The organism is Exiguobacterium sp. s191 (genome assembly GCF_018618955.1).
Taxonomy (GTDB): domain Bacteria; phylum Bacillota; class Bacilli; order Exiguobacteriales; family Exiguobacteriaceae; genus Exiguobacterium_A; species Exiguobacterium_A abrahamii.
Genome location: NZ_JACSNC010000001.1, coordinates 2,170,335 through 2,192,692 on the forward strand (window position 1 = coordinate 2,170,335; position 22,358 = coordinate 2,192,692).

The 22,358-nt window shown below is 47.1% G+C and carries 21 protein-coding genes; 11 read left to right on the plus strand and 10 right to left on the minus strand.

Translation table 11 applies throughout. From position 1 onward, the window contains the following. Nucleotides 1–42 precede the first annotated feature (42 nt). The 3 genes from KNQ09_RS11340 to KNQ09_RS11350 are packed head-to-tail and all read right to left on the minus strand — an operon-like array spanning nt 43 to nt 2,302. A complete protein-coding gene (locus tag KNQ09_RS11340; RefSeq protein WP_023469567.1) occupies nt 43–513 on the minus strand; it encodes a heme-degrading domain-containing protein in 471 nt (156 codons plus the stop codon). Beyond that, nucleotides 501–1,550, minus strand: coding sequence for a Gfo/Idh/MocA family oxidoreductase (locus tag KNQ09_RS11345; protein ID WP_214858480.1), 1,050 nt, complete (start codon nt 1,548–1,550; stop codon nt 501–503). The genes KNQ09_RS11340 and KNQ09_RS11345 overlap by 13 nt, the downstream gene beginning before the upstream one ends. After that, complete coding sequence (locus KNQ09_RS11350) at nt 1,547–2,302, minus strand: DeoR/GlpR family DNA-binding transcription regulator (protein ID WP_214858482.1); 756 nt, start codon at nt 2,300–2,302, stop codon at nt 1,547–1,549. Before KNQ09_RS11350 ends, KNQ09_RS11345 begins: the two co-directional genes overlap by 4 nt. A gap of 126 nt (nt 2,303–2,428) precedes the next feature. Here KNQ09_RS11350 and KNQ09_RS11355 point away from each other — a divergent pair, with 126 nt between their 5' ends. The 4 genes from KNQ09_RS11355 to KNQ09_RS11370 all read left to right on the plus strand — a co-directional run bounded on the left by KNQ09_RS11355 (nt 2,429) and on the right by KNQ09_RS11370 (nt 5,928). Further along, nucleotides 2,429–3,262 (plus strand): SDR family oxidoreductase, encoded by an 834-nt coding sequence (locus KNQ09_RS11355; RefSeq protein WP_214858484.1) that lies wholly within the window; start codon nt 2,429–2,431, stop codon nt 3,260–3,262. 94 nt (nt 3,263–3,356) lie between these two features. Further along, complete coding sequence (locus KNQ09_RS11360) at nt 3,357–4,922, plus strand: sensor domain-containing diguanylate cyclase (RefSeq protein WP_214858486.1); 1,566 nt, start codon at nt 3,357–3,359, stop codon at nt 4,920–4,922. 12 nt (nt 4,923–4,934) lie between these two features. Further along, entirely contained in the window at nt 4,935–5,264 is a 330-nt protein-coding gene (locus KNQ09_RS11365) for a potassium channel family protein (protein WP_214858487.1), read from the plus strand. A 13-nt stretch (nt 5,265–5,277) separates the two neighbouring features. Further along, nucleotides 5,278–5,928 carry a hypothetical protein gene (locus tag KNQ09_RS11370; protein WP_214771777.1) on the plus strand — a complete coding sequence of 217 codons (651 nt, stop codon included), beginning with the start codon at nt 5,278–5,280 and terminating at the stop codon, nt 5,926–5,928. A 53-nt stretch (nt 5,929–5,981) separates the two neighbouring features. Here KNQ09_RS11370 and mgtE read toward each other — a convergent pair whose 3' ends face one another. Further along, complete coding sequence (mgtE, locus tag KNQ09_RS11375) at nt 5,982–7,334, minus strand: magnesium transporter (protein ID WP_058264504.1); 1,353 nt, start codon at nt 7,332–7,334, stop codon at nt 5,982–5,984. 227 nt (nt 7,335–7,561) lie between these two features. Between mgtE and KNQ09_RS11380 the strand changes: the two genes are divergently transcribed. From KNQ09_RS11380 to KNQ09_RS11395, 4 genes are all read left to right on the plus strand, one after another. Beyond that, nucleotides 7,562–8,299: a metal ABC transporter ATP-binding protein gene (locus KNQ09_RS11380; protein ID WP_214858489.1), complete on the plus strand. Its 738-nt coding sequence runs from the start codon at nt 7,562–7,564 to the stop codon at nt 8,297–8,299. Continuing rightward, a complete protein-coding gene (locus tag KNQ09_RS11385; protein ID WP_214858492.1) occupies nt 8,296–9,141 on the plus strand; it encodes a metal ABC transporter permease in 846 nt (281 codons plus the stop codon). Before KNQ09_RS11380 ends, KNQ09_RS11385 begins: the two co-directional genes overlap by 4 nt. Further along, nucleotides 9,138–10,055: a metal ABC transporter substrate-binding protein gene (locus KNQ09_RS11390; protein ID WP_214858493.1), complete on the plus strand. Its 918-nt coding sequence runs from the start codon at nt 9,138–9,140 to the stop codon at nt 10,053–10,055. The genes KNQ09_RS11385 and KNQ09_RS11390 overlap by 4 nt, the downstream gene beginning before the upstream one ends. A 76-nt stretch (nt 10,056–10,131) precedes the next feature. Beyond that, the gene (locus KNQ09_RS11395; protein WP_035395745.1) at nt 10,132–10,644 is read left to right on the plus strand and encodes a PCYCGC motif-containing (lipo)protein; all 513 of its coding nucleotides are present in this window, start codon (nt 10,132–10,134) and stop codon (nt 10,642–10,644) included. A 71-nt stretch (nt 10,645–10,715) separates the two neighbouring features. On the opposite strand, the gene KNQ09_RS11400 is transcribed toward KNQ09_RS11395, so the two are convergent. Then, complete coding sequence (locus KNQ09_RS11400; RefSeq protein WP_023469579.1) at nt 10,716–11,156, minus strand: hypothetical protein; 441 nt, start codon at nt 11,154–11,156, stop codon at nt 10,716–10,718. A 188-nt stretch (nt 11,157–11,344) separates the two neighbouring features. On the opposite strand from KNQ09_RS11400, the gene KNQ09_RS11405 reads away from it, so the two are divergent. Together KNQ09_RS11405 and KNQ09_RS11410 are read left to right on the plus strand one after the other, a co-directional pair. Then, nucleotides 11,345–12,358: a zinc-binding alcohol dehydrogenase family protein gene (locus KNQ09_RS11405; protein ID WP_285801440.1), complete on the plus strand. Its 1,014-nt coding sequence runs from the start codon at nt 11,345–11,347 to the stop codon at nt 12,356–12,358. A gap of 215 nt (nt 12,359–12,573) precedes the next feature. Then, nucleotides 12,574–15,006, plus strand: a complete 2,433-nt coding sequence (locus KNQ09_RS11410) for a HAMP domain-containing sensor histidine kinase (RefSeq protein ID WP_214858499.1) — start codon at nt 12,574–12,576, stop codon at nt 15,004–15,006. Nucleotides 15,007–15,067: 61 nt separating this feature from the next. Here the strand turns inward: KNQ09_RS11410 and wrbA are convergent, their stop codons facing one another. Next, nucleotides 15,068–15,670, minus strand: coding sequence for an NAD(P)H:quinone oxidoreductase (gene wrbA / locus KNQ09_RS11415; protein WP_023469582.1), 603 nt, complete (start codon nt 15,668–15,670; stop codon nt 15,068–15,070). A gap of 226 nt (nt 15,671–15,896) precedes the next feature. Between wrbA and KNQ09_RS11420 the strand changes: the two genes are divergently transcribed. Next, nucleotides 15,897–17,687 (plus strand): LTA synthase family protein, encoded by a 1,791-nt coding sequence (locus KNQ09_RS11420; protein ID WP_214858501.1) that lies wholly within the window; start codon nt 15,897–15,899, stop codon nt 17,685–17,687. 341 nt (nt 17,688–18,028) lie between these two features. On the opposite strand, the gene KNQ09_RS11425 is transcribed toward KNQ09_RS11420, so the two are convergent. The 4 genes from KNQ09_RS11425 to groL all read right to left on the minus strand — a co-directional run bounded on the left by KNQ09_RS11425 (nt 18,029) and on the right by groL (nt 22,343). Then, the gene (locus tag KNQ09_RS11425; protein WP_214858503.1) at nt 18,029–19,096 is read right to left on the minus strand and encodes an AbiH family protein; all 1,068 of its coding nucleotides are present in this window, start codon (nt 19,094–19,096) and stop codon (nt 18,029–18,031) included. Nucleotides 19,097–19,264: 168 nt separating this feature from the next. Further along, nucleotides 19,265–20,377, minus strand: a complete 1,113-nt coding sequence (locus tag KNQ09_RS11430) for a hypothetical protein (protein WP_214858505.1) — start codon at nt 20,375–20,377, stop codon at nt 19,265–19,267. After that, nucleotides 20,346–20,501 (minus strand): hypothetical protein, encoded by a 156-nt coding sequence (locus tag KNQ09_RS11435; protein WP_214858506.1) that lies wholly within the window; start codon nt 20,499–20,501, stop codon nt 20,346–20,348. The genes KNQ09_RS11430 and KNQ09_RS11435 overlap by 32 nt, the downstream gene beginning before the upstream one ends. A 201-nt stretch (nt 20,502–20,702) precedes the next feature. Further along, nucleotides 20,703–22,343, minus strand: a complete 1,641-nt coding sequence (groL, locus tag KNQ09_RS11440; RefSeq protein ID WP_214858508.1) for a chaperonin GroEL — start codon at nt 22,341–22,343, stop codon at nt 20,703–20,705. Nucleotides 22,344–22,358: the final 15 nt, after the last annotated feature.

The window sequence follows — 22,358 nt, forward strand, 5'->3', positions numbered from 1 at the left end:
GAAGTCTTGCACGAGAATCAACACTTGTGTTTTATAAATACCTTATTGCCCCAGCTGTTGTCTCTTAAGTAAGCGCAACGCTTCCGTCGCGAGGCGATGATCCGCTTCCTGCGATAGACCGGAAACGGTGATCGTACCAACGACACCGACTCCTTCGATCCGAATCGGGAACGATCCACCGGCATCGGCATAATCAGCTGGCGAAACGGCATACATCGAGTGGTACGAGCGATGTTTACTTTCATTATACCGACGCATGTAGAGCGAGCTATAGCCATGCCGCAAGACGACGTTCGATTTCCGGCGGATCCACTCTTCCTGATCCGGTGCCGTACCGTCGAGCGCCGCGTAATATAAACGCTGCCCGTTCCGTTTGATTTCAACGGCAATCGATAAGTTCTCCTTCATCGCCCGTCCGATCAATTCATGTCCCATCCCGATCGCTTCCGTATTCGTCAGGGACGTCAAGACGAGTTCGTCCTCTTCCGCTAGCAACACCTTCAATTCTTCCATGCATCCCATTCCTTTCGTAAGAGGCGTCGTCCTTCATCACTGCTGATGCGCACCGCTTCAATCAAGCGCATCGTTTTTTCCGCGTCACGTAAATCGACAGGTACTCGTCCTCCGCGAAGTCCCTCCGCCAACTGTTCATAAAACGTCGCATAACTGCCTGGAAGTGTCGCGAGACGCTCGACTGGCTGATCGGCGATCTGGAGGTAACCGTAGGAATCTACTTCATCTTCACCGAGCTGTTCGTTCACCGGATGACCTTTCGCAAGCCGTCCTTCTTGCGGGTCCATTCCGTATTTAATGTAACTGCCGCGCGTCGCATGAAACTCAAAACGTGGCGTTGGTCCTTGGATGAAGGACGTCGAACGAAGGATGACACGACGTGTACCATAATGTAGCGTGATATGGAAACCGTCATCAACGACAGCACCGTCACGTTGCAGGTAGACGTCGCCCGTCAGTGCATCCGGTTCTCCGAACAAGGCGAGTGCTTGATCGAGTAAGTGTGAGCCGAGATCAAACAGAATACCGGCGCCACTTCCCGCTTGTTCACGCCAGCGTTCCCGAACGACCGGGCGATAGCGATCAAAGCGTGATTCGATGACTTGCCAGTCGCCGATCTCGTTCATTTCCATCAATTGTTCAAGTGTCAGGAAGTCACCGTCAAAACGACGGTTTTGATAAACGGCGACTTGAACGCCGTGTTGTTTCGCTAACGTTTGCAGCGCCAGTGCTTCTTCGATCGTCACGACGGCCGGCTTTTCGAGTAAGACGTGCTTCTTTGCTTCAATCGCTTGTTTTGCCATTTCGAAATGGAGTGCCGTTGGTGTCGTGATGATGACGAGTTCCGTGTTCTCATCCTGTAAGGCTTCAGCAAGTGTCGCGACGACCGTCGCCTTACTGAAATGTTGTGCTACCTGTTCCGGTCGACTGGAGACGACTTGTGTCACTTCAAATGCCGGTAATGCCTGTAAGAACGGAACGTGGAACGTCACCGCTGAAAAGCCGAATCCGACGAGCGTCGTTTGAATCGGGTTCATGTTGTTTCCTCCTCTGTCACGTCGAGATTGACATGATAATGATCTAGTCGTTCTTGCCACGTTGCGTCTGGAACTTGATCGGTAACGAGCACATCGATTTGTTCCCAATCACAGACCTTATGCAAAAAACGCTTATTGAATTTCGTATGGTCTGCGAGGACGATGACACGGGTCGCACTTCGAATCATCGCTTTCTTTACGACCGCTTCTTCGAGTTGTTCCGCAAAAAGTCCTTCTTCCGTCAATCCACATGCTCCAAGAAAAACACAATCGACTTGATAATTCAGTATGTCGTCTGCCGTCTTGATCCCACTCAAGCTTCGCGCATGCCGGTCGAAACGTCCTCCCGTGACGTACAGCTCAATATCCGTGCGAGCTCCGACATAGTCTGCGATGTCGAGGGAGTTCGTGATGACTTGTAGTGGATAAGGCGGAAGTGCTCGTGCCATCTCAGATACCGTCGTTGCAGCGTCGAGCAATAAGCGATCGTTCGCTTGGACGTGACGCGCTGCACGTTGTCCGATCCGTCGTTTTTCCGGTTTCTCTGTCCGTTGCTCATACGCAAGTGTTCCGCCAGCACGGACTAATCCATTCTTAACGCGAATGATCTCCCCTTCTTGTTCGAGGGCGATGACGTCACGACGTGCAGTATCCCGTGAAATCTGATACTCCTGCATCAATTGATCGAGCGAAATTTCAGGACTCGTCTTGATCCATTCCCGCATCTGTTGCAACCGTTCGATTTGCCCCATCGATTCCTGCCTCCTTTTTCTTTATTTTAAGTTTTTCCATTACAATATGCAATTTTAATGCAAATAGTTCAACAGTAATTCGGGTAAATAATAGAAGACAACTACTTTCAGAACGGAGGAATTGATATGCAAACGATGTTGATCACGGGTGCTTCTTCCGGTATCGGTCTTGCGACGGCGCGGCGATTCGCAGACGCCGGATGGTTCGTCTACGCTGGTGTCCGGAGTCCAGACGAAATGACCGTGTCATTACCGACGCTTACCTTCTTGCCGCTCGATGTGACGGATGAAACAAGCGTGAAAGCAGCCGTTCGTCAAATTGAACAAGAAGTCGATCATCTCGACGTCGTGTTCTGTAATGCCGGTCATGGTTTGCTGCGCGCACTCGGTCAAGCGACGAGTTATGAAATCAAGCAACTCTTCGAAACGAACGTCTTCGGTGTCATCCGAACGATCGAAGCTTGTCTCCCCTTACTCAAACAAGCACCGGACGGTAGTCACTTACTTGCGACTTCAAGCGTCAGTGGTCTCGTCGGTCAACCGATGAATGAACTGTATTGTGCCAGTAAGTTTGCGATCGAAGGGCTGTTCGAAAGTCTTGCGATCTACTATAAACCGTACTTCAACATCGACGTCACCCTGATTGAACCAGCCGCCGTCGAGACGAACTTTACCGCAACTGTTCTCGATCAACTTGAACGGACGGGTGGCTTACACGAAGACGACTTCAAACCGATCATCACAGCTTATTTGCAGACGTATCGGACGCGACATGCCGATCGCCAATCGGCAGAAGCTCTGGCTGAGGTGATCTTCGAGGTCGTCCATCGTGACGAACGTCCGTTACGAATCCGGACGACGGAAGCCGATGAACATTTCGTCGCCCATAAGACGCATCATGATCCGTCAGGTCTCGAAGGGATCGCCAAAATACGACGACTAACATTAAATCTCGACTGATTCCCCTTTTTTTGAAATTTCAATCCGCCTCAGCAATCTTCGCCCACTATACTGAGACTATCTACCTAAAAATTATCTAGAAGGGCGGAACGCCATGCCATCCTTGTTTCTTTTTACAATCGTCTATCTGATTCCAACCTTCATCATGTTCTACATGTCGATTGATATATTTTTACGTAATCCATCACGTCCACAACACCGACTGCTTAGCTTATTCACGTTCGCTTACGGGATGTTATTCCTCGGTGAATTTTTCCGGAATGCCTCCCCGATCGAATTTAGTCCGGCATTCGTGACCTACTGGTTCGGAAACGCTGGTCTGATCGTCTTCAGTACATCGCTCCACTTCATCTTTCGCGTCTCGAATTTGTGGAAACGAATGCCACGTTTATTGTACCCATGGATCTTCTATCTTCCGATGGGCGTCGTGCTGACGACATACGTATTCCAGACGAACGTCATCAACAGTCAGCAATTCACACAGGTCGGACAGTTCATCTACCCTGAATTCAACACACAATATCTAGTGACGATGACGGTCGGGAACATCTTCCATCTCCTTGTCATCGGTCTGCTCGTGTACGCACGGACACACTTGAAAGATGCACGTCGTGGCATCATCAGTGTCTTATTGAGTGTCGCGATTCTCGTTCTCGCGTGGGATATCGTCTTCGGCTACTGGTCGTTCTACGGCATCATGCCACCGTATGCCTATATGTATGGCGGTTTGTTCTGGGCAGGAGCACTGGCGATCGCAATGCGCCGATTCGATTATCTCGCGTCCTATCAGAAGCGTTTCGCGACGCTCTACAATTTGAATCCTTCGGCAATCCTGCTGCTCGACCGGGACGGACGAATTGAGAGTGCCAACCCAGCTGCTCATCGTCTGTTCGAGACCGATGACTTAACGGCATGTACGTTTTCGACCTACTTACCGGATAAAAAACAAGCCGATTGGTCGCTGCATTATATGACACACTTTTTATCGCAACGTAAGTTCAACGAATTCGAAACGAAGATTTTGACAGCGCGACAGCAAGAACGCTACGTCGTCATGGATGCCGATTTCGTCTTCATCGAACAGGAACTGCACGGGATGTTATTGATTCGTGATATCCAGTCCTTCAAGGAAGCGGAGCAGACGATTCGTTTCTTCGCCTATCATGATCCGTTGACGAAGATTGCGAATCGCCGGAGCTTTTACGAACGTGCGGCGCAAGAGTTACTCGAACTTGATCACGCCGCGATCATCGTCGTCGATCTCGACGGTTTCAAAGCGATCAACGATACGTACGGGCATCAAATCGGTGACGCCTTCTTGATTCATATCGCTCGTCTACTTGAACACCACGCGGAACAGAATGGATTCGCCGCCCGTGTCGGTGGCGACGAATTCTTCTTACTCTATCGTCATCCGTCTGTCGCTACGCTCCATGCCTATGCTGCGAATCTGTTGACGTACTTGCAAGACAACCCTTACCGGTTCGCTGAAGAAACCATTGAAATCCGAACGAGCATCGGACTTAGTTACTCACCCAATCATGGCGTCGATCTCGACACGCTGATTCAGCATGCTGACCAAGCGATGTACCGCGTCAAACATGCCGGAAAGAACGATTATTTCATTCATGATACGATGGACTCGACGCAACGATCCTAAAGGAGAGATTCCATGATTTCTGTACTGGCGATTTTTTCACGTTTATTCAAGGGATTGCGCCGCGCCTTTCACTTATCTTACTTTCGTGGTCTATTGATTCTCTGCCTGTTGACGCTCGTCTCCGGGACGATTTTCTATAGCACGGAAGAAAATCTATCGCTGGTGGATGCACTTTACTTTTGTATCACGACACTAAGTACGGTTGGGCATCCAACATTTGTTCCGACGACGACGCTCGGTAAGGTCTTTACGATGGCATACATCACGATTGGCTGCGGGTTGTTCTTAACACTGATTGCCACGTTATCGTATGTCCTGATTAAACAACCGGAGGATGAATAAGGGGGAATGATCCATGCGCCAAGCTGCCATCCAAAATAATTTCGATTGGTGTCGCCTCGTCTGTGAGTCAGCCGGTTGCCGGGTGACGGAAACTGATTCGACCTGGCACGCTCAAGGAAGCGTACCGAGCTATTATCCGGAACTGATGGTCCGGCTTCCCCATCAGCGAATTGGTGTCACGGATGTCTATAGCATCAAGGACTGCACGGCAAGCTATGATTTCTCGAGTGCCGGTCTCAGTCATTTATTTACAGCAGAATGGATGACCCGCCCTGCCATACTCGATCGCCGTGCCCTTCCCGTCGATTGGTCCGTCGTGACGGATCTCGATCAGTTCGCTCGCTTCCAGGCTATCCAGGCAACACCGGAGCTGCCCACAACGTTATGGCAACATCCCGCTGTCCGCTTCTTCTATTCAGAGGCGCAACAAGCAAGTTGCATCGCCTACTCGAATCAAGTGACGACCGGACTGACGTACGTCAACTCCGATTACCTCGACGAACGCTTATGGGATGATATCGCACGTTTGAGTTCAGCACATTTTCCTGGTCAATCGCTCGTCGGTTACGAGTATGGTGATCACCTGATCACGGCGCTTGAAGCCGGCTTTGACGATGTTGGTCCACTCGCGATCTGGATTCGCACCACGAATGATCACACATGAAAAAACCGAACCGATTCCCTTCCTCTTGACGAAGATGAATCGGTTCGGTTTTTTTACATCAAGCGGCTAATGAATGCCGTTGCGATCCCGAAGTAGACGAGGAGCGATAAGATATCGTTCAACGTCGTGATCAATGGTCCGGATGCAATCGCCGGGTCAATCTTTAGACGATGTAAGATGAGCGGAATGATTGTTCCAGCAAGTGTCCCAAAGATCAACGTGATGACGAGCGAGCTGCCGACGACAAGTCCTAAGACGGCACTCCCTTGCCAGACGTAGGCGATGACGGCGATCAAAATGCCACAAATGATACCAATGATTAAACCAACCCAGAGTTCTCGCAGGATTAATCGAGTCGCGACCCGCTTATCGACTTCACGCGTGATCAATCCGCGGACGACGACCGCGAGCGATTGGGTACCGGTATTTCCGGTCATACCAGCAATCATTGGCATGAAGAAGGCGAGCGCGACGACTTTTGAGAGCGTCTCTTCGAACTGACTGATGATTGATCCGGAGACGAGCCCGATGAACAGTAGCAAGACGAGCCACGGTAAGCGACGGGTCGCAGCAATCCACGGCTTCGTCTCGAAATCAATCGATTTACCGGATGCCGAGAGTTTCTCGATGTCTTCGTTTGCTTCTTCCCGTAAGACGTCAAGCGCATCATCGACCGTGATCAATCCGACGAGAATGTCGCCCTCGACGACGGGTAACGAGACGAGATCATAGCGTTCGAACAGTTGCGCGACTTCTTCCTGATCGGTCTCTGCCGCGACCCGGATCACCTTCGTCTCCATGACGTCACTGATCCGTTCCGTGTTTTCAGCTAAGATGACATCCCGGTATGAGATGACCCCAACGAGTTCACTGAGTTGATTGACGACGTAGACGTAGTTGATTGTCTCCGAGTATTCGATGTAGTCGCGCATCTTCTCGACCGTCTCACCGACCGTGAAATCCTCGCCGACCCAGATGAACCGGTTCGTCATCAAGCGCCCGGCCGTTTCCGGTGGATACGTCAAGAGATTGCGGACGATCAGTGCCTCGTCCGTCCGCATGCTACCAAGCAAACGGTCGGTCTCTTCCGGTCCCAGTTCCTCAAGTACATCCGCGACATCATCGTTTTCCATTAAATCGAGGACGTGCCCGGCACGCTCGACGTCTAAACGGCGTAAGACGGCGAGACGTTGCTCCCCTTCGAGCTCCTCGAGGACATCCGCCAATCGCTCGTGATCGAGATAGTCGAGGAGTCGTGCCTGATCGTCTTCGCCCAACTCTTCATACACTTGCGCGATATCATACGGATAGACCTCTTCGATGACTTGCTGTGCCTGCTCCCGCTTTTCCTTCGCGAGCGCATCGAGCAAGAGCCACTTCCATTGTTGTTCTGCTGTCTGACGCAATCTCCTCACCCCCTGTATTCTGCCTTTTCATCTTAGCACGAGTTGATTCGCGATCGATATCGAAAAACAGTTGACATCTGTTTCCTATGGCTTTAAAGTTTGCCTTAAGTAAACATTATTTGTAGACCGAATCTTTTTCCAGTGATTGGAGTTAAAATTTTTACTTTATTTTTTGCCCTAAGGAAACTTTCCTTCTATATACCACAAAACCAAAGGAGTGATCATTCATGTACGCCCTTGACGTTGATCGTCTCACCGTCTCTTATTTTGATACCCATGCACTCGACGGAGTATCCGTTCGTCTTCCGGTCGCTTCGTTGATTGGCATCATCGGACCGAACGGTGCTGGTAAATCCACATTCTTAAAAGCCATCCTCGGTCTGATCCCGGCTCGGATCGAGCAGTTACGCGTGCTCGACCAATCACTCGAAGACGTCCGGTCACGCGTCGCATACGTCCCGCAACGAAGTGCAATTGATTGGGACTTTCCGGTTCGTGTGCAGGACGTCGTGTTGATGGGCTGTTATCCGAAGCTCGGCTTATTCAAACGACCATCGAAAGCACAAAAAGCGTTCGCCATGGAATGTCTCGAACGGGTCGGTATGTCTGATCACGCCGAACGCCAAATCGGTGAGCTGTCAGGTGGACAGCAACAACGGGTCTTTCTAGCGCGTGCCCTTGCCCAAGAAGCAAAGCTACTATTGCTGGACGAACCGTTCGTCGGCATCGATGTTGCGAGTGAGCAGATGATCATCGAACTTTTACGGACCCTCCGAGCCGAAGGACGGACGATCGTCGTCGTCCACCATGATTTGCATAAAGCAGAGGACTACTTCGACACATTGATGCTGTTGAACAAACAATTGATCGCTGTCGGTCCACCGTCTGATATCTTGACGCCGGAATGGCTCGAACCAGCGTATGGCTTACCCCTATTCGAACGACGCAAGGAGGGACAAGGATGACGTTCATCGAGGCATTACTTCAATATGAGTTCTTACAAAAAGCGATGATCACCGCCATCATGGTCGGCATCATCTGTGGTGTGATCGGCTGTTTCATCATCCTTCGCGGGATGTCGTTGATGGGGGATGCAATCTCGCACGCCGTTTTACCTGGTGTTGCGATTTCCTACCTACTCGGGATCAACTTCCTGATCGGTGCTGTCGTGACGGGTCTCGTGACAGCGCTCGGAATCAGTTTCGTTAGCCAGAACAGTCGCATCAAGAACGATACGGCGATCGGAATCATGTTCACATCCGCCTTCGCCCTCGGGATCATCCTGATCTCGTTCTTACGTAGCAGTAGCGATCTCTATCACATTCTGTTCGGCAACGTCCTCGCGGTCCGTCCGAGCGACATGTGGATGACCGTCATCATCGGATTGATTGTCCTCGGCGGGATCTTCTTGTTCTACAAAGAGTTGCTGATCAGCTCGTTTGACCCAACGATGGCGCAAGCCTATGGACTATCGACGCGCTGGATTCATTACGGACTGATGACGTTACTGACACTCGTCACGGTCGCTTCACTCCAGACCGTCGGCATCATTCTCGTCGTCGCGATGTTGATCACACCGGCAGCGACCGCGTATTTACTGACGAACCGCCTCTCACGGATGCTGTTCCTAGCAGCAGGCTTCGGTACGTTGTCCGCCATCGTCGGACTGTATTTCAGCTTCACCTATAATCTATCTTCCGGTGCGTCGATCGTCCTCGTCGCGACGACGTTGTTCGCCCTCGTCTTCGTCTTCTCACCACGTCACGGTCTGATGCGTCACCGGAAACGAAAGGAGTCTACTGTATGAAAGTAAAACTTTTTCTGTTCGTCCTCCTCAGCACGGTCTTGCTTGCTGCTTGTTCGACACCAGCAGAAGATAACGGGAAGCTGAAGGTCGTTGCGACATATTCGATTCTCGCTGACCTCGCACGTGAGGTCGGTGGTGAATATGTCGATGTCCACAGCATGGTCAAGATCGGGGCAAACCCGCACGAGTATGATCCACTTCCAGCAGACGTACAAGCGATGGCAGATGCTGACGTCGTCTTCTACAACGGGTTGAACCTGGAAGCCGGCGGTGCGTGGTTCGATAAACTCCGGGCAACGACTGGCAAAGACGCGTCTGACGCACCAGTCTATCGTTTAAGCAAAGGCGTCGAACCGAAATACCTGACGACGAAGGGCAAAGAATCGGAGACTGATCCACATGCGTGGCTCGATATAAGCAATGGGATTCGCTACGTCGAAAACGTCAAGCAGGCATTAATCAAGGAAGATCCGAAGCACAAAGCCGACTACGAAAAAAATGCCGATGCCTATATCAAAAAATTGCAGACGCTTGATCAGGAAGCGAAAAAGCAGTTTGCCGCTATTCCGAAAGCAGAACGTCATCTCGTCACGAGCGAAGGAGCCTTCAAATACTTCGGAACTGCCTATGACGTCAAAGCGGATTATATTTGGGAGATCAACTCAGATAATCAAGGAACTCCGGCTCAAGTCCGCCGGATCGTCGATACGATCAAGGAGCAAGATATCCCTGTCCTGTTCGTCGAAACGAGCGTCGATCGGCGGAGCATCGAAACCGTCTCAAGGGAGACTAGTGTTCCGATCGGTGGTACTCTCTTCACCGACTCACTCGGTGCACCGGGTAAAGATGGCGACACTTACTACAGCATGATGCAAGCAAACATCGAGACGATCACGGAAGCACTCGCCAAGTAAGCGTCAACAAATCGTCACGCCTTCTCGATACGTCTTTCCTTATAATGAAGGCAAGACGATGAAAGAGAGGCACATTATGCAAACACGACTATATCGTTACGCCTTTCCCCTCAGTATCAGCCTGTTGCTCGCTGCATGCGGAACAGCTGATCAAACGGGTGCTCCAAAAACAGAACAGACGAATCACGGAGATCATGCTGATCATGCCAGCCACGGTGCTGGTGATCAACTCGAGAAGACCGCGGGACCAGACACGTTACCCGCTTTTCTGAACGAACAGGATGAGTCGATCCAGACGATTTACCGCTCCGTCGCTAAACATCCTGATCTCTTGAAGAAGATGCCTTGTTATTGCGGTTGCGGTGAGTCTGCTGGTCATACAAGCAACTATGACTGCTTCATCGAAGAGCAGACTGCTAGTTCCACGACCTGGACGACGCACGGCATCACGTGCGGCACGTGTCTCGATATCGCAGCACAGTCGATCGTTGCTTATCAAAAAGGTAGCTCCGTCAAGGAAATCCGGACTGCCATCGATCAAGCTTATAAAAAGACCGGTGTCACACCGACGCCAACGCCAGCACTTTAATAAACAGTCCGCCCTCCTCGCGATGAACGTAAGGAAAGGCGGACTGCTTTTTCATATTCCGTTTTTCTTTCTCATGTGGAGCGCTCTTGACTTCTAGCTCGCAAGACAAGCGGTCGACCCGACAACAGCTCATCCAGTTGATAGTACGTATGCGCCCGAATCGGTCGATCCGTTCGTGGCAGATGACGGAGCTCGTATGCCACTTCGAGTAAGTAAAATTTGTATTCCTCCCCTTCATCAAAACCGAAGCTCGCGCGACGTTCTTCGATATACGCAAGGACACGCTCCTGTTGCGAGAACGAGAGCCGCTGGACTTGTGGGGCGAGTGCCTCGTGCGGAGAGAGCACGATTTCCCGCTCCGTGCGATACAGTCGATGCATGACGCCACCACTTTGACGTAAGGCAATCAAACGCGCGGGTCGATACGGACGGGGGTGCGGGTGGGCATGGACGAGGTAACGTTCAATCGTGACTTGAGTCGGTCCTGCCGGTAGAGAGATGACGTCATACATACAAAATCGCTCCTTCTCGAAATTGATAGCTACTCTCATATGCTACCATATCTATCCAGCATTCTTTCGTTGACGACAGAAGGGGAATCCGTTTTCAAAGTTTCGCAACTGGTTTTAAGACTGAATAGGCGTGGAACAGATGGAGAGAAACGATTCCTATCTGGAAAGGATGATTGTCGATGTCGAATATGTCCGCCGTCGGTTTCCACCGACACTTACCACTGACGGAACACGAAAGTCTGATTGACCTGGAACTACCACGCCCGGAAGCAACGGGACACGATCTCTTAGTTGAGATTAAAGCCGTCTCCGTCAACCCGGTCGATACGAAAGTCCGTGCTCACGGGAAAGATGAAGACGCGCCGAAGGTCATCGGTTACGATGCAGCCGGAGTCGTCGTTGAAGTCGGCGATGATGCCTCCCTCTTCCAAGTCGGTGATGAAGTCTATTACGCCGGTGCGATTCAGCGCCCAGGGTCAAACAGTGACTTCCAACTCGTCGATGAACGGATCGTCGCCAAAAAGCCGGAACGGTTGACCTTTAGCGAAGCCGCTGCTCTCCCGTTGACGACGCTGACAGCTTACGAAGCATTGACCGATCGTCTCGGATTGACGTTTGACGCTAAGTCGAATCTCGAGAAGACGATCCTCATCATCGGAGCTGCTGGTGGTGTCGGTTCAATTGCAACACAACTCGCGAATCACGCTGGACTGACCGTCATCGGAACGGCGTCACGCGACGAGACGATTGAGTGGGCGAAGGAACACGGTGCACATCATACGATCAATCACCACGAGGCATTCCGTCCTCAGCTGGAAGCCATCGGCTCCAAATACGTCGACTATATCTTCTGTCTCAATGCGACGGACCAACATTTTGAGACGATGGTCGATGTAATTGCACCACAAGGGAAAATCTGTAGCATCGTCGAGACGGATCAAAAACTCGATTTAAGTGCGCTCCAACAAAAGAGTGCGACGTTCGTCTGGGAGTTCATGTTCACGCGTCCGCTGTTCGAGACAGAGGACATGATCCGCCAACATGAGATTCTGACGCAAGTCGCAGCATGGATCGAAGAACATACACTTGAGACGACGGTGACACAGACGTTAATCGGCATGAACGCTGACAATCTGAAAGAAGCACACCGTCTCGTCGAGAGCGGAAAAACGATTGGGAAGATTGTCGTCGAACATCATTAATGGGCATCGGAGCAGGTTGGGAGTAAAATCCCGTCCTGCTTTTTTGTCGTTCTAAGTTTTCTTTGTGAACCTGTATCTCTTACTTTGAAGATATTTTAAGCATTATGACTATATTTATTCGTCTAAAAAATGTACGATTACGGTAACAAATATTCCAACGTAATACATCTAATCGACGCTTGACTCACATAGACAAAGGAGCATCCATAATCCATATGCGAAAATGGTTCAATCAAAAGATCAGCCGACAGATCATGTCGTCGTTTTATCTCATTCTTATTACACTATCGATCTCTTCCCTGGCTGCTTATTTTTATACGAACCACCAAGTCACGGATGCGAAACAAGAGCTCGATGCGATCAGCTTGCGCGAAGATCGAGCGACAAAACTCTGGGACGATTGGCAGTCCCTTCAATACGAGATGCGCGGCTATATCGTCTTCGGTGACGATGCCGTGCTCGACGTGATTGATGAAAAGAAGGCATCACTCGAACAACAGACGGCTTGGTTTGAAAAGAATCGCTTATATAAAGCGGATCAAATCTATGCGTCTGATATCCGGTCGCTCTATAATTCTTATACCAATTTCGTCATGCCCAGCTTGATTAAATACGTCCAAGCAAAGCAATCGGGCACGATTGACGAGCGTTTCCTGCAGATGCCGAGTCTAAAAGCGATGATGCCACAAGTACCACGGGACCCGAATCGGAAATTCAAGATGAATGCCTCGAACAGTGAGACGATGCGTAAAAGTGTCAACACGATGGAGAGTACGTTCACGAACTATCGGAGTAGTCTTCGTGCGAAAGAACTCGGTGCAAAAGAACAACTTGTCACTCAGACGAAGTATGCCGAGTGGATCTGGCTCGTCAATCTGCTCGTCCTATTCCTCGTCATCTTGCTCATCGTCCGCCCGTTCATCGAACGGACGACGCGACAAATCCATCTTCTTAGCAAGGAGAGTAAACTTCTTGCAAGCGGTGAGCATACGTTACCACTCATTCCACTCAACCGTGCTGACGAGATTGGTGAATTGAGTAAATCGTTCCATCAGATGGCGACAGCTTTGATTGAAAACAAACATCAATTGATGTCAACGAACGTCAATCTCGAAGATGCCTTAAAACTGACGCAACGGAACGAGTCCCACTTGCGCCTGCGAAACCAATTGACGGAGACACTGGCATCGCGCGATAGCATCAGTGCTTATCCTTCTGTCATCCAAAAGATGGTTGAGATCACGCAGTCTGATCAAGGCGCACTGATCTTTAAAGAAGGAACAAAAGTCATCGATATCGTCTTTTATCCACAGACACCGCTCACAGTCGAGGATTGGATGCCAACGATTGAGCCGTTATTGCGTGAGTCGCGACAAGATAAACGACCGCATACACAGTTCGAGGACGAAGTCGCACGCGCTGTCACACCGGTTCTTGATCCGAGTCAAAATGAGATCATCGCCTATATCTTCTTGTCCCGCGATCAGGATCGGTTTGATCGTTACGAGCAGGAAGAACTAGCCGCCTTCGCGCGCCAGCTGGCATTGTCACTCTTGCGGATGCGGACGTTCGACGAGATTGAACGCGAGCGGGAAAAAACGGCGCGACTATTGAACTCGATCCGTGAATCGATCGTCTATATCGAACCCGAAGGTGATATTCAATTAATCAACCGACCGTTACTCGACCTGTTCGATCACCCGGTTGATGAAAGTCTCGATGAGAACGGACTGATGAACATCACTCCGTCTGTCGTTCAACTCAAGCATCGCGTCGACCAACTACCGGAATTCGAACGTTACTTGAAAAAGACGTTCGTTCAGCGTGAAATCGGTGAAGGAATCACCTTCTCGATCGATCACGAGCGACGCTTCATCAAGACGTATTCCGAGAGCATTCATTATGGTGGACAATTCCGCGGGATTCTACTCGTCTTACGTGACGTGACGAATGAAGTCGAGATTGACCGGATCAAAAACGAACTCGTCTCAACGATCTCGCACGAACTGCGGACACCACTCTCGTCGATCTATGGCTTTACTGAGCTGATGATTCAGCGTGACCTGCCACCGAAGCGACAGAAGAAGTATCTCGAAGCGGTCCATTCGGAAACAGAACGTCTTTCGCTGTTGATCAATGACTTCCTCGACCTGCAACGGATGGAAGCGAACCGCCAGGAATACGAGATGGCACCGTTCGATATCGTCGCGATGATTCGGGATTTGAAACAGTTGCATAGCCTGTCGTCTTCTTCCCACGCGATTGAAATATTCCGAAACGTCGAACCGCTGATCGTCGAAGGGGATGCGAAGAAGATTCGTCAATTGTTCAGTAACCTGATCAACAATGCGATCAAATACTCACCAGCTGGTGGAACGATCGATATCCAACTAACGCGACACGCGTCACGTGTCACCGTCGCGATTCAAGATGAGGGCATCGGGATTCCAGCTTCTGCGATGAGTAACCTGTTCCAAAAATTCTATCGTGTCGATAATTCGGACACTCGTCAAATCGGCGGTACTGGTCTCGGGCTCTCAATCTGTCGCGAAATTGCGCGTGGACATGAGGGAGAAATCCATGTCGAGTCGATCGAAGGACAAGGCTCGACGTTCACAGTCGAACTTCCGTTGACACAAAACACATGATGCATATGAAAAAGCGCCAGAATGCGAATCCGCATTCCGGCGCTTTTTGAATTAGGTAATGTTATGAGTTGAGACGGCTTGCCACTTCAACCGTCCGTTTCGCTTGATGGCGCACGGCTGGTTCGACTGATTCGACCATGTTGCCGTCTTGGTCGACAGTGACCGATGTACCATATGGATTTCCGCCCGCTGCGAACAAGACAGGATCCGAATAACCTGGTGCTGCAACGATTGCACCCCAGTGGAACATCGTCGTATAAACTGCGAGAACAGTCGCTTCCTGACCGCCATGCGGATTCTGTGCCGACGACATCGCACTGACGACTTTATTAACGAGTTTGCCTTGTGCCCACAGTCCGCCTGTCGTGTCGAGGAACTGTTGGAATTGTCCTGGGACATGACCGTAACGTGTCGGGACACTAAAGATAATCGCATCTGCCCAGTCGAGTAGATCCGGTGTCGCTTCTTCGATATCACGTGTGGCATCCGCATGCTTTTGCCACAATGGGTTCGAAGCAATCGCTTCTGCTGGGGCTGTCTCCTTGATTTTCGCAAGGCGGACTTCTGCTCCTGCCGCTTCTCCCGCTTCTTTTGCCCATGAGGCAAGTTGATGGTTCGTTCCGGTTGCGCTGTAATAGATGACCGCTAGTTTCACGTTTGACATGACTTCGCTCCTTTTTTAAAAGACAGTGACGGACGATGGACGTACACGCTTTCTATTCCCGCTTTCTGCGCAAATTAACGTCAATTGTTTGAATTCAAGAGGAAATATAGACCGATTTTTCGACTACATCATGGAACGAGCGAACATGGCTGTCCACATCTGGGCGTTCCACCATCAAACGTTTAGGGTAAAGAACGTGTGAAGACACACGTAAGGAGTACTGACCATGGCGATTCGCTACACCCTTTATCTGTTACTCGGCATGCTGAAGTTCATGCTGTTTAGTTACTTCACAAAGACCGATCTTTCGCTCCATTTAACACTCATGAACCTGGCCGGGATGCTGATCCTGTCGAGCTGGACGTTACTGATTCCGTGGAATAAACGCCGCTGGGTCTGGCTCGGTCTACTGCTCGCGCACAGTTTTCTACTGGCTTCCGACATGTGGTACTACCGTTACTTCGAGGACTTCCTCTCCGTCTCGCTCCTCTCACAGATGACGCAGATGAGTGACGTCAGTAGCGGCTTCACTGCCTTGATCGTGCCGCAAGACTTCCTCTTGTTCGCTGATAGTTTGATTTTCCTACTTCTGCTTTTCGTTTTCCGCAAGCGACCGGAAGTGACGACGAAGCAAACACGACGCCGGACGGCTGCGCTACTCGCAATCAGTGGGATCGTCTTGTCCGCTTCACTACTGACGTACCGGACGCTAACCGAAGATCGTCAACCGACGGCAACGATCTCCGATATGCGTGACTACTACCTGTTTGGTTTCTGGGGTTATCACGGATGGGATGTGTTCAAAGGCGTGACCGGACGACCCGGCGACGGACTGACGGCACAGGAGCAACAGCGCATCAATCAAAAGCAACAGACGAATCCAACAGGTCCGAAGCAGAAACCGAATATCATTTTGGTACAGCTCGAGTCATTTCAGGCTTCAGTCATCGACCAAACCATCAACGGTGAAGAAGTGACGCCGAACCTAAATCAATTGAAGAAGGAATCGCTCTACTTCTCGTCGCTCTATCACCAGACGCATGAAGGACGAACTTCGGACGCCGAGTTCATCACGAACACCTCACTTTATCCATTGAAATCAGGCTCTGTCTATACGCAATATCCGACGAATGAATTCGAGCCGCTCCCTGCATTACTTGAGAAAAACGGGTACGATACAGCAGCGATGCATGCCTACGAAAAAGGCTTCTGGAATCGTGACGATGTCTACAAGAACATCGGTTTTAAGCACTTCTTCAGCCAAAAGGATTATTCAAAAGAGAAGAAAATCGGCATGGCACTGAACGATCAACAGTTCTTCCTCGAATCGATTGATCACATGGAGACGTTACAAGAACCGTTTTTCTCGTTTTTAGTCGCGCTGACGAGTCATACACCGTATGAGATCGACAAGGAAGATCAGACGCTTGATTTGTCCGGATATAAGGATCCGATGTTGAAACGGTATTACCAGACTGTCCATTACGTCGATACCGGTGTCGGAAAGATGATCGACGAGTTGAAACAACGGGATCTCTGGGACCAGTCCCTCGTCATCTTTTATGGTGATCACGATAGTGGACTCGTCAATGAAGGAAGCGAGATGCGCAAAAAAGCGGATGTCTCGTCTCCGGTTGTTGCCTTTGAACTCGAACGCCGCATCCCGCTCTTCATCAAAAAACCCGACCAACAAACCGGTCGGGTCATGAAAGAAAATGGCGGACAGATCGATATCGCACCAACGATCATTGACTTATTGAATCTCAAAACGTCCTATATGATGGGACAATCCCTCGTCGATGATCAACCGAATCTGACGGGCTTCCGCGATGGTTCGTTCCGCTACAAGGACTATTATTATGAAGCGGATTTGACGAAAGCATCCGGTGAAGGCACCTGTTATGACGTCTCAACGGAAAAGAAAGTTGAGTTGAAGTTCTGTCGAAATCAAGTGAAGGATGTGAGTAAGCAGTTAAAGCTGTCGGATAAGATTATTGAGGAGAATGAACTGGAGTAATCAAAGGACATCTGATTTTCTTAAAATAAACGAGCCTGACTTTCTTCACTTCTGGTGGGGAGTCAGGCTTGTTTGTTTGTGTATCATTAAATTCTATATGCTTACGAATCATCTGGTAAAAGTGATGATAATGAAGTAAAAAATAAAAAAACAATCGATTTTTTTAGTTTGCATTTATCATATATGTTTTAATAATATTTTCTAATACTTTAGTACACCTTAAATTTTAGACTTTATAACAATCGGAGCAAACAAATTATACATTTTTCGTAATTTAATTTTTTAAATTCTTTAAAATTATCAATTAGCAATATTTTAGATTAAAAATACTGAAGTAGCAGTTATTGAGTTTGTTTACTAAAAACTTCAGAACTTAGTTTGATGAAATTAAAAATTTTTAGAGTGTCAAATTGAATAAAGATTTGTTTACTAAGAATTTCTTTTTCTTCTTCCGAAGCATATTTTAATAGTTTTTCTTTCCACTCCTTTTGCTTATTCATCATTCTTCTGTGATGCTTTATTAATCCTTTTTGATCACTCTCATAAGCATAAATTAATACACTTTTTTTAGAATCCTTTTTTAATCGTTCTATGATTAATTCCCACCAAAATTTATCAGATTCTCCTAGTGACATACCATAAATAATAATTAACTCACTATTTTTAATTACGCTAATTGTTCTTTCTAATCTTGTACTAAGTGCATATTGATTTGATATCGTCTTAATCATCATCATTTGTAAACTTTCGTTTGATGAAAGTTTACTATGTATTTGGGATTCATCATTCACACCTAAAAGTATTTGTTCTTGACAATAGCCATGAATATGAATCGGTGAATTTGAAGTTATCCCTGTTTGGGAATAATGTTTTTTCCAATTTTGATGAAGTAAATCAAAAATCTCAGTGTAATTGAAAATAACGTAATTAAAATTTTTAGTTATATTTCTATAATTTGAATATCTTACAGTTAATTCATGCTGATCTCTTTCATAAGTATTAATAGGATTCTTAATTGAATTTTCGAAACTATTGAGGTTTTCTTCCATCCAAAATTCTAACAAATTATTATCTATTCCCTCTTCGATATAGCTAGTAAAATAGTCAATAAATTCTTCATAATCTTTAATAAATTCTTCAATTTCCTTTTTAGTTTCGATTTTTTTCGTATAAGATCCTACTGCGATTTCAAAATCAGACCAGTCAATCTGTTCAATACTATCTTTTTTATCTTTACTACTATCTTTTAAAATTTCTTTATTAAAATAATCATTTAGTATATTCTCAATGAGTTTATTTTTTTGATTTTCATGGTTCCTATTTTTCAAGTGCTCATAAAAACTACTATAGCTAGTATTTAAACCAATATTTATATCAAAACCATTACCAATTAGAAATGTAATATTCATTCTATCCCTCCGATTAAGTTAGATTCTGTTGCATATAAAAATCATTTATAAAATATAAAAAGTAACTTTCAAATTCTAAACTAATGTTTATATAAATTAAATGCATTAACAACTAAAAAAAATTAAAGTATATATTTAAAATATTAATACCTTTTTCGTAACATTACTTCAATCTTTATATAATCCATAATAATTGGAAATTTTATCCTTTATCCATGAGTGTTCAAAAATATTATACTTTATTAAACTTTCAAATTGCTGTTCTTCAATCGAATTATTTAATAATAAGCTATAGAAACCTACATTATTAAACTTTTGAGATTCTGGAAAGCTTATATTATCAAGAATAGCTTCTCCTATTTTTACATAGTTTGGATCACATAAAACTTTTCCATTATATTCGAATTTCTCTATTCTATAAAACGCTCTTTCAACACATTCTGATTTACATATATATGGTTCACCTTCACTCATATTTTGTAAATCTTGCATGCTACCATGCTTCCATTGATTAACTATATACATAATATTGGTATTAGGTTGATAAACTTCTGTTGGATCAAATCCATCACTTAGTTTTTCCGGATCAAATAATATAGACTTTATCGAAGGCTCATAATTATTAATATCCTCAATGCGAATTTTTACTTTAGAATTGCAATCAAATAAAGTTGGTACCCCTTCTTCCATTTCATATTTATAATGATAGTCTATATTTTTATCATTTGTAGAAGAATAAAATGAACCTTTAATTTCTTCTCCAATCATTTTAAATGAAGAAAACTCTACGGTGGAGATTGCAAAAACAGGAGAAATCCCTAATTTTTCAAAAGATGATGCTCCACACCGTTTGAAAATTCCTTTCAAATCTTGCCTTACAGCTTTACCAATTTCATATAAATCACCTTTTAAAGTAGATTCATATTTGGAAGCATTATTCAAGACATTCATTTCTATATTAGGAATTTGACTTCCTGATCCGATGGCTAAACAAGTATCATTTAAAATCCTATCTATGTTGCATCCATATCCAATTTTTCCTTTTATCTGAAACGTTACATTTTTATTTGTGTCCGGATCAACAAAAACACCTATAGCACCAATAATTGGATTATTGTCGCTTTTGATTGATTCTATAGATGACTGTAGAATAGATTTTAATGGTCCGTCTTGTTCAAAGATGTTATCGATAGTTATTTTTTCTTTCACACTGTCTAAGCGTGATAACACAGTTTTCCAGTATCCTACATCACCAGCTAAAAAAAAAAGCCATATTTTCATTTATTTTTTTAAATTTATTCATAGCATCAACTTGGTGCGTAGTATCAGTGTTTGAATATGTTACTCGAAAGTCATTAATTATCACCGCTTTGTCATTAAATTTATAAATAAGTGCAATTGTCATATTTACCTCCTATTTAATCTAATCTTATTTCACATAATTCTAATTTTATATTCAGCATTAATCGATAAATATTCTATAGTTTTTCATATCAGGGTAAAGAAAAAGAACTCCTATAACTTTATAAATAGATAGGAGTTCTCTTTTTTTTACACCAAATAAACTTTAGTTATTTATCAAATTATTTAGAATGTAAATATTACTTTACATCATGCCGCCCATTCCACCCATGCCACCCATATCAGGCATTGCAGAAGCAGATCCGGCTGGTTCTGGTTTATCTGCGATGACAGCTTCTGTCGTCAAGAACATCGCTGAAACCGATGCCGCGTTTTGAAGTGCTGAACGCGTTACTTTCGCTGGATCGACGATTCCTGTCTCGATCATATCGACATACTCGTCTGTTGCCGCATTGTAGCCCATTCCTGGCGCTTCATGCTTGAGACGCTCGACGATGACTGAGCCTTCTTGACCCGCGTTTTCCGCGATTTGGCGAAGTGGTGCTTCGAGTGCACGAAGAACGATGTTGACACCTGTTGCTTCGTCGCCTGTTGAGACCGACAGAATCGATTCGACGGCTTTCGTGACGTGAATGAGAGCTGTTCCCCCACCTGCTACGATGCCTTCTTCCACTGCTGCGCGTGTCGCGTTAAGTGCATCTTCGATCCGGAGCTTGCGTTCTTTGAGTTCTGTCTCAGTTGCTGCCCCGACTTTGACGACCGCTACGCCGCCTGCGAGTTTCGCAAGACGCTCTTGTAATTTCTCACGATCGAAGTCACTTGTCGTTTCTTCGATTTGCGCACGGATCGTCCCGACACGTGCTTCGATCGAATCCCCGTGTCCGTGACCTTCGACGATTGTCGTGTTGTCTTTTGAGACGACGACTTTCGACGCGCGACCGAGTTGCGTGATTTGTGTTTCTTTCAGATCAAGACCGAGGTCTTCTGTGATCAATTCTGCACCTGTAACGATCGAGATATCCTCAAGCATCGCTTTACGGCGGTCACCGAAGCCTGGTGCTTTGACTGCTACCGCGTTGAACGTACCACGGAGTTTGTTGACGACGAGTGTCGCGAGTGCTTCGCCTTCGACGTCTTCTGCGATGATGAGAAGTGGTTTGTTTTGTTGGACGACTTGCTCGAGGACTGGAAGAATCTCTTGGATGTTTGAGATCTTTTTGTCCGTGACGAGGATGTATGGGTTCTCAAGGACCGCTTCCATCTTATCTGAATCCGTGATCATGTATGGTGACGCGTAACCACGATCGAACTGCATCCCTTCAACGACATCGAGTTCTGTCGTGAAGCCGCGTGATTCTTCGATCGTGATGACACCATCTTGACCGACACGTTCCATCGCTTCTGCGATCAACTGACCGACTTCTTCGTCCGCTGCTGAGATCGCTGCGACTTGGGCGATTGCTTCTTTACCTTCGATTGGTTTTGCGATCGTGTGCAACTCTTCGACAGCGCGACGGACCGCTTTTTCGATTCCTTTACGGATGACCATCGGGTTTGCGCCCGCTGTGACGTTTTTAAGACCTTCCCGAATCATCGCTTGTGCGAGGACTGTCGCTGTTGTCGTACCATCCCCTGCGATCTCATTCGTTTTTGAGGCAACTTCTGCGACGAGTTTTGCACCCATGTTCTCGAAGTGATCTTCGAGTTCGATTTCTTTCGCGATCGTCACACCATCATTCGTGATGAGTGGTGAACCGAACTTCCGCTCGAGGACGACGTTGCGTCCTTTTGGTCCGATCGTGACTTTGACTGCATCCGCTAATGCGTCGACCCCGCGGAGCATTGCCCGACGTGCTTCTTCACTGAATAAAATGTCTTTTGCCATGACTGAAATCCCCCT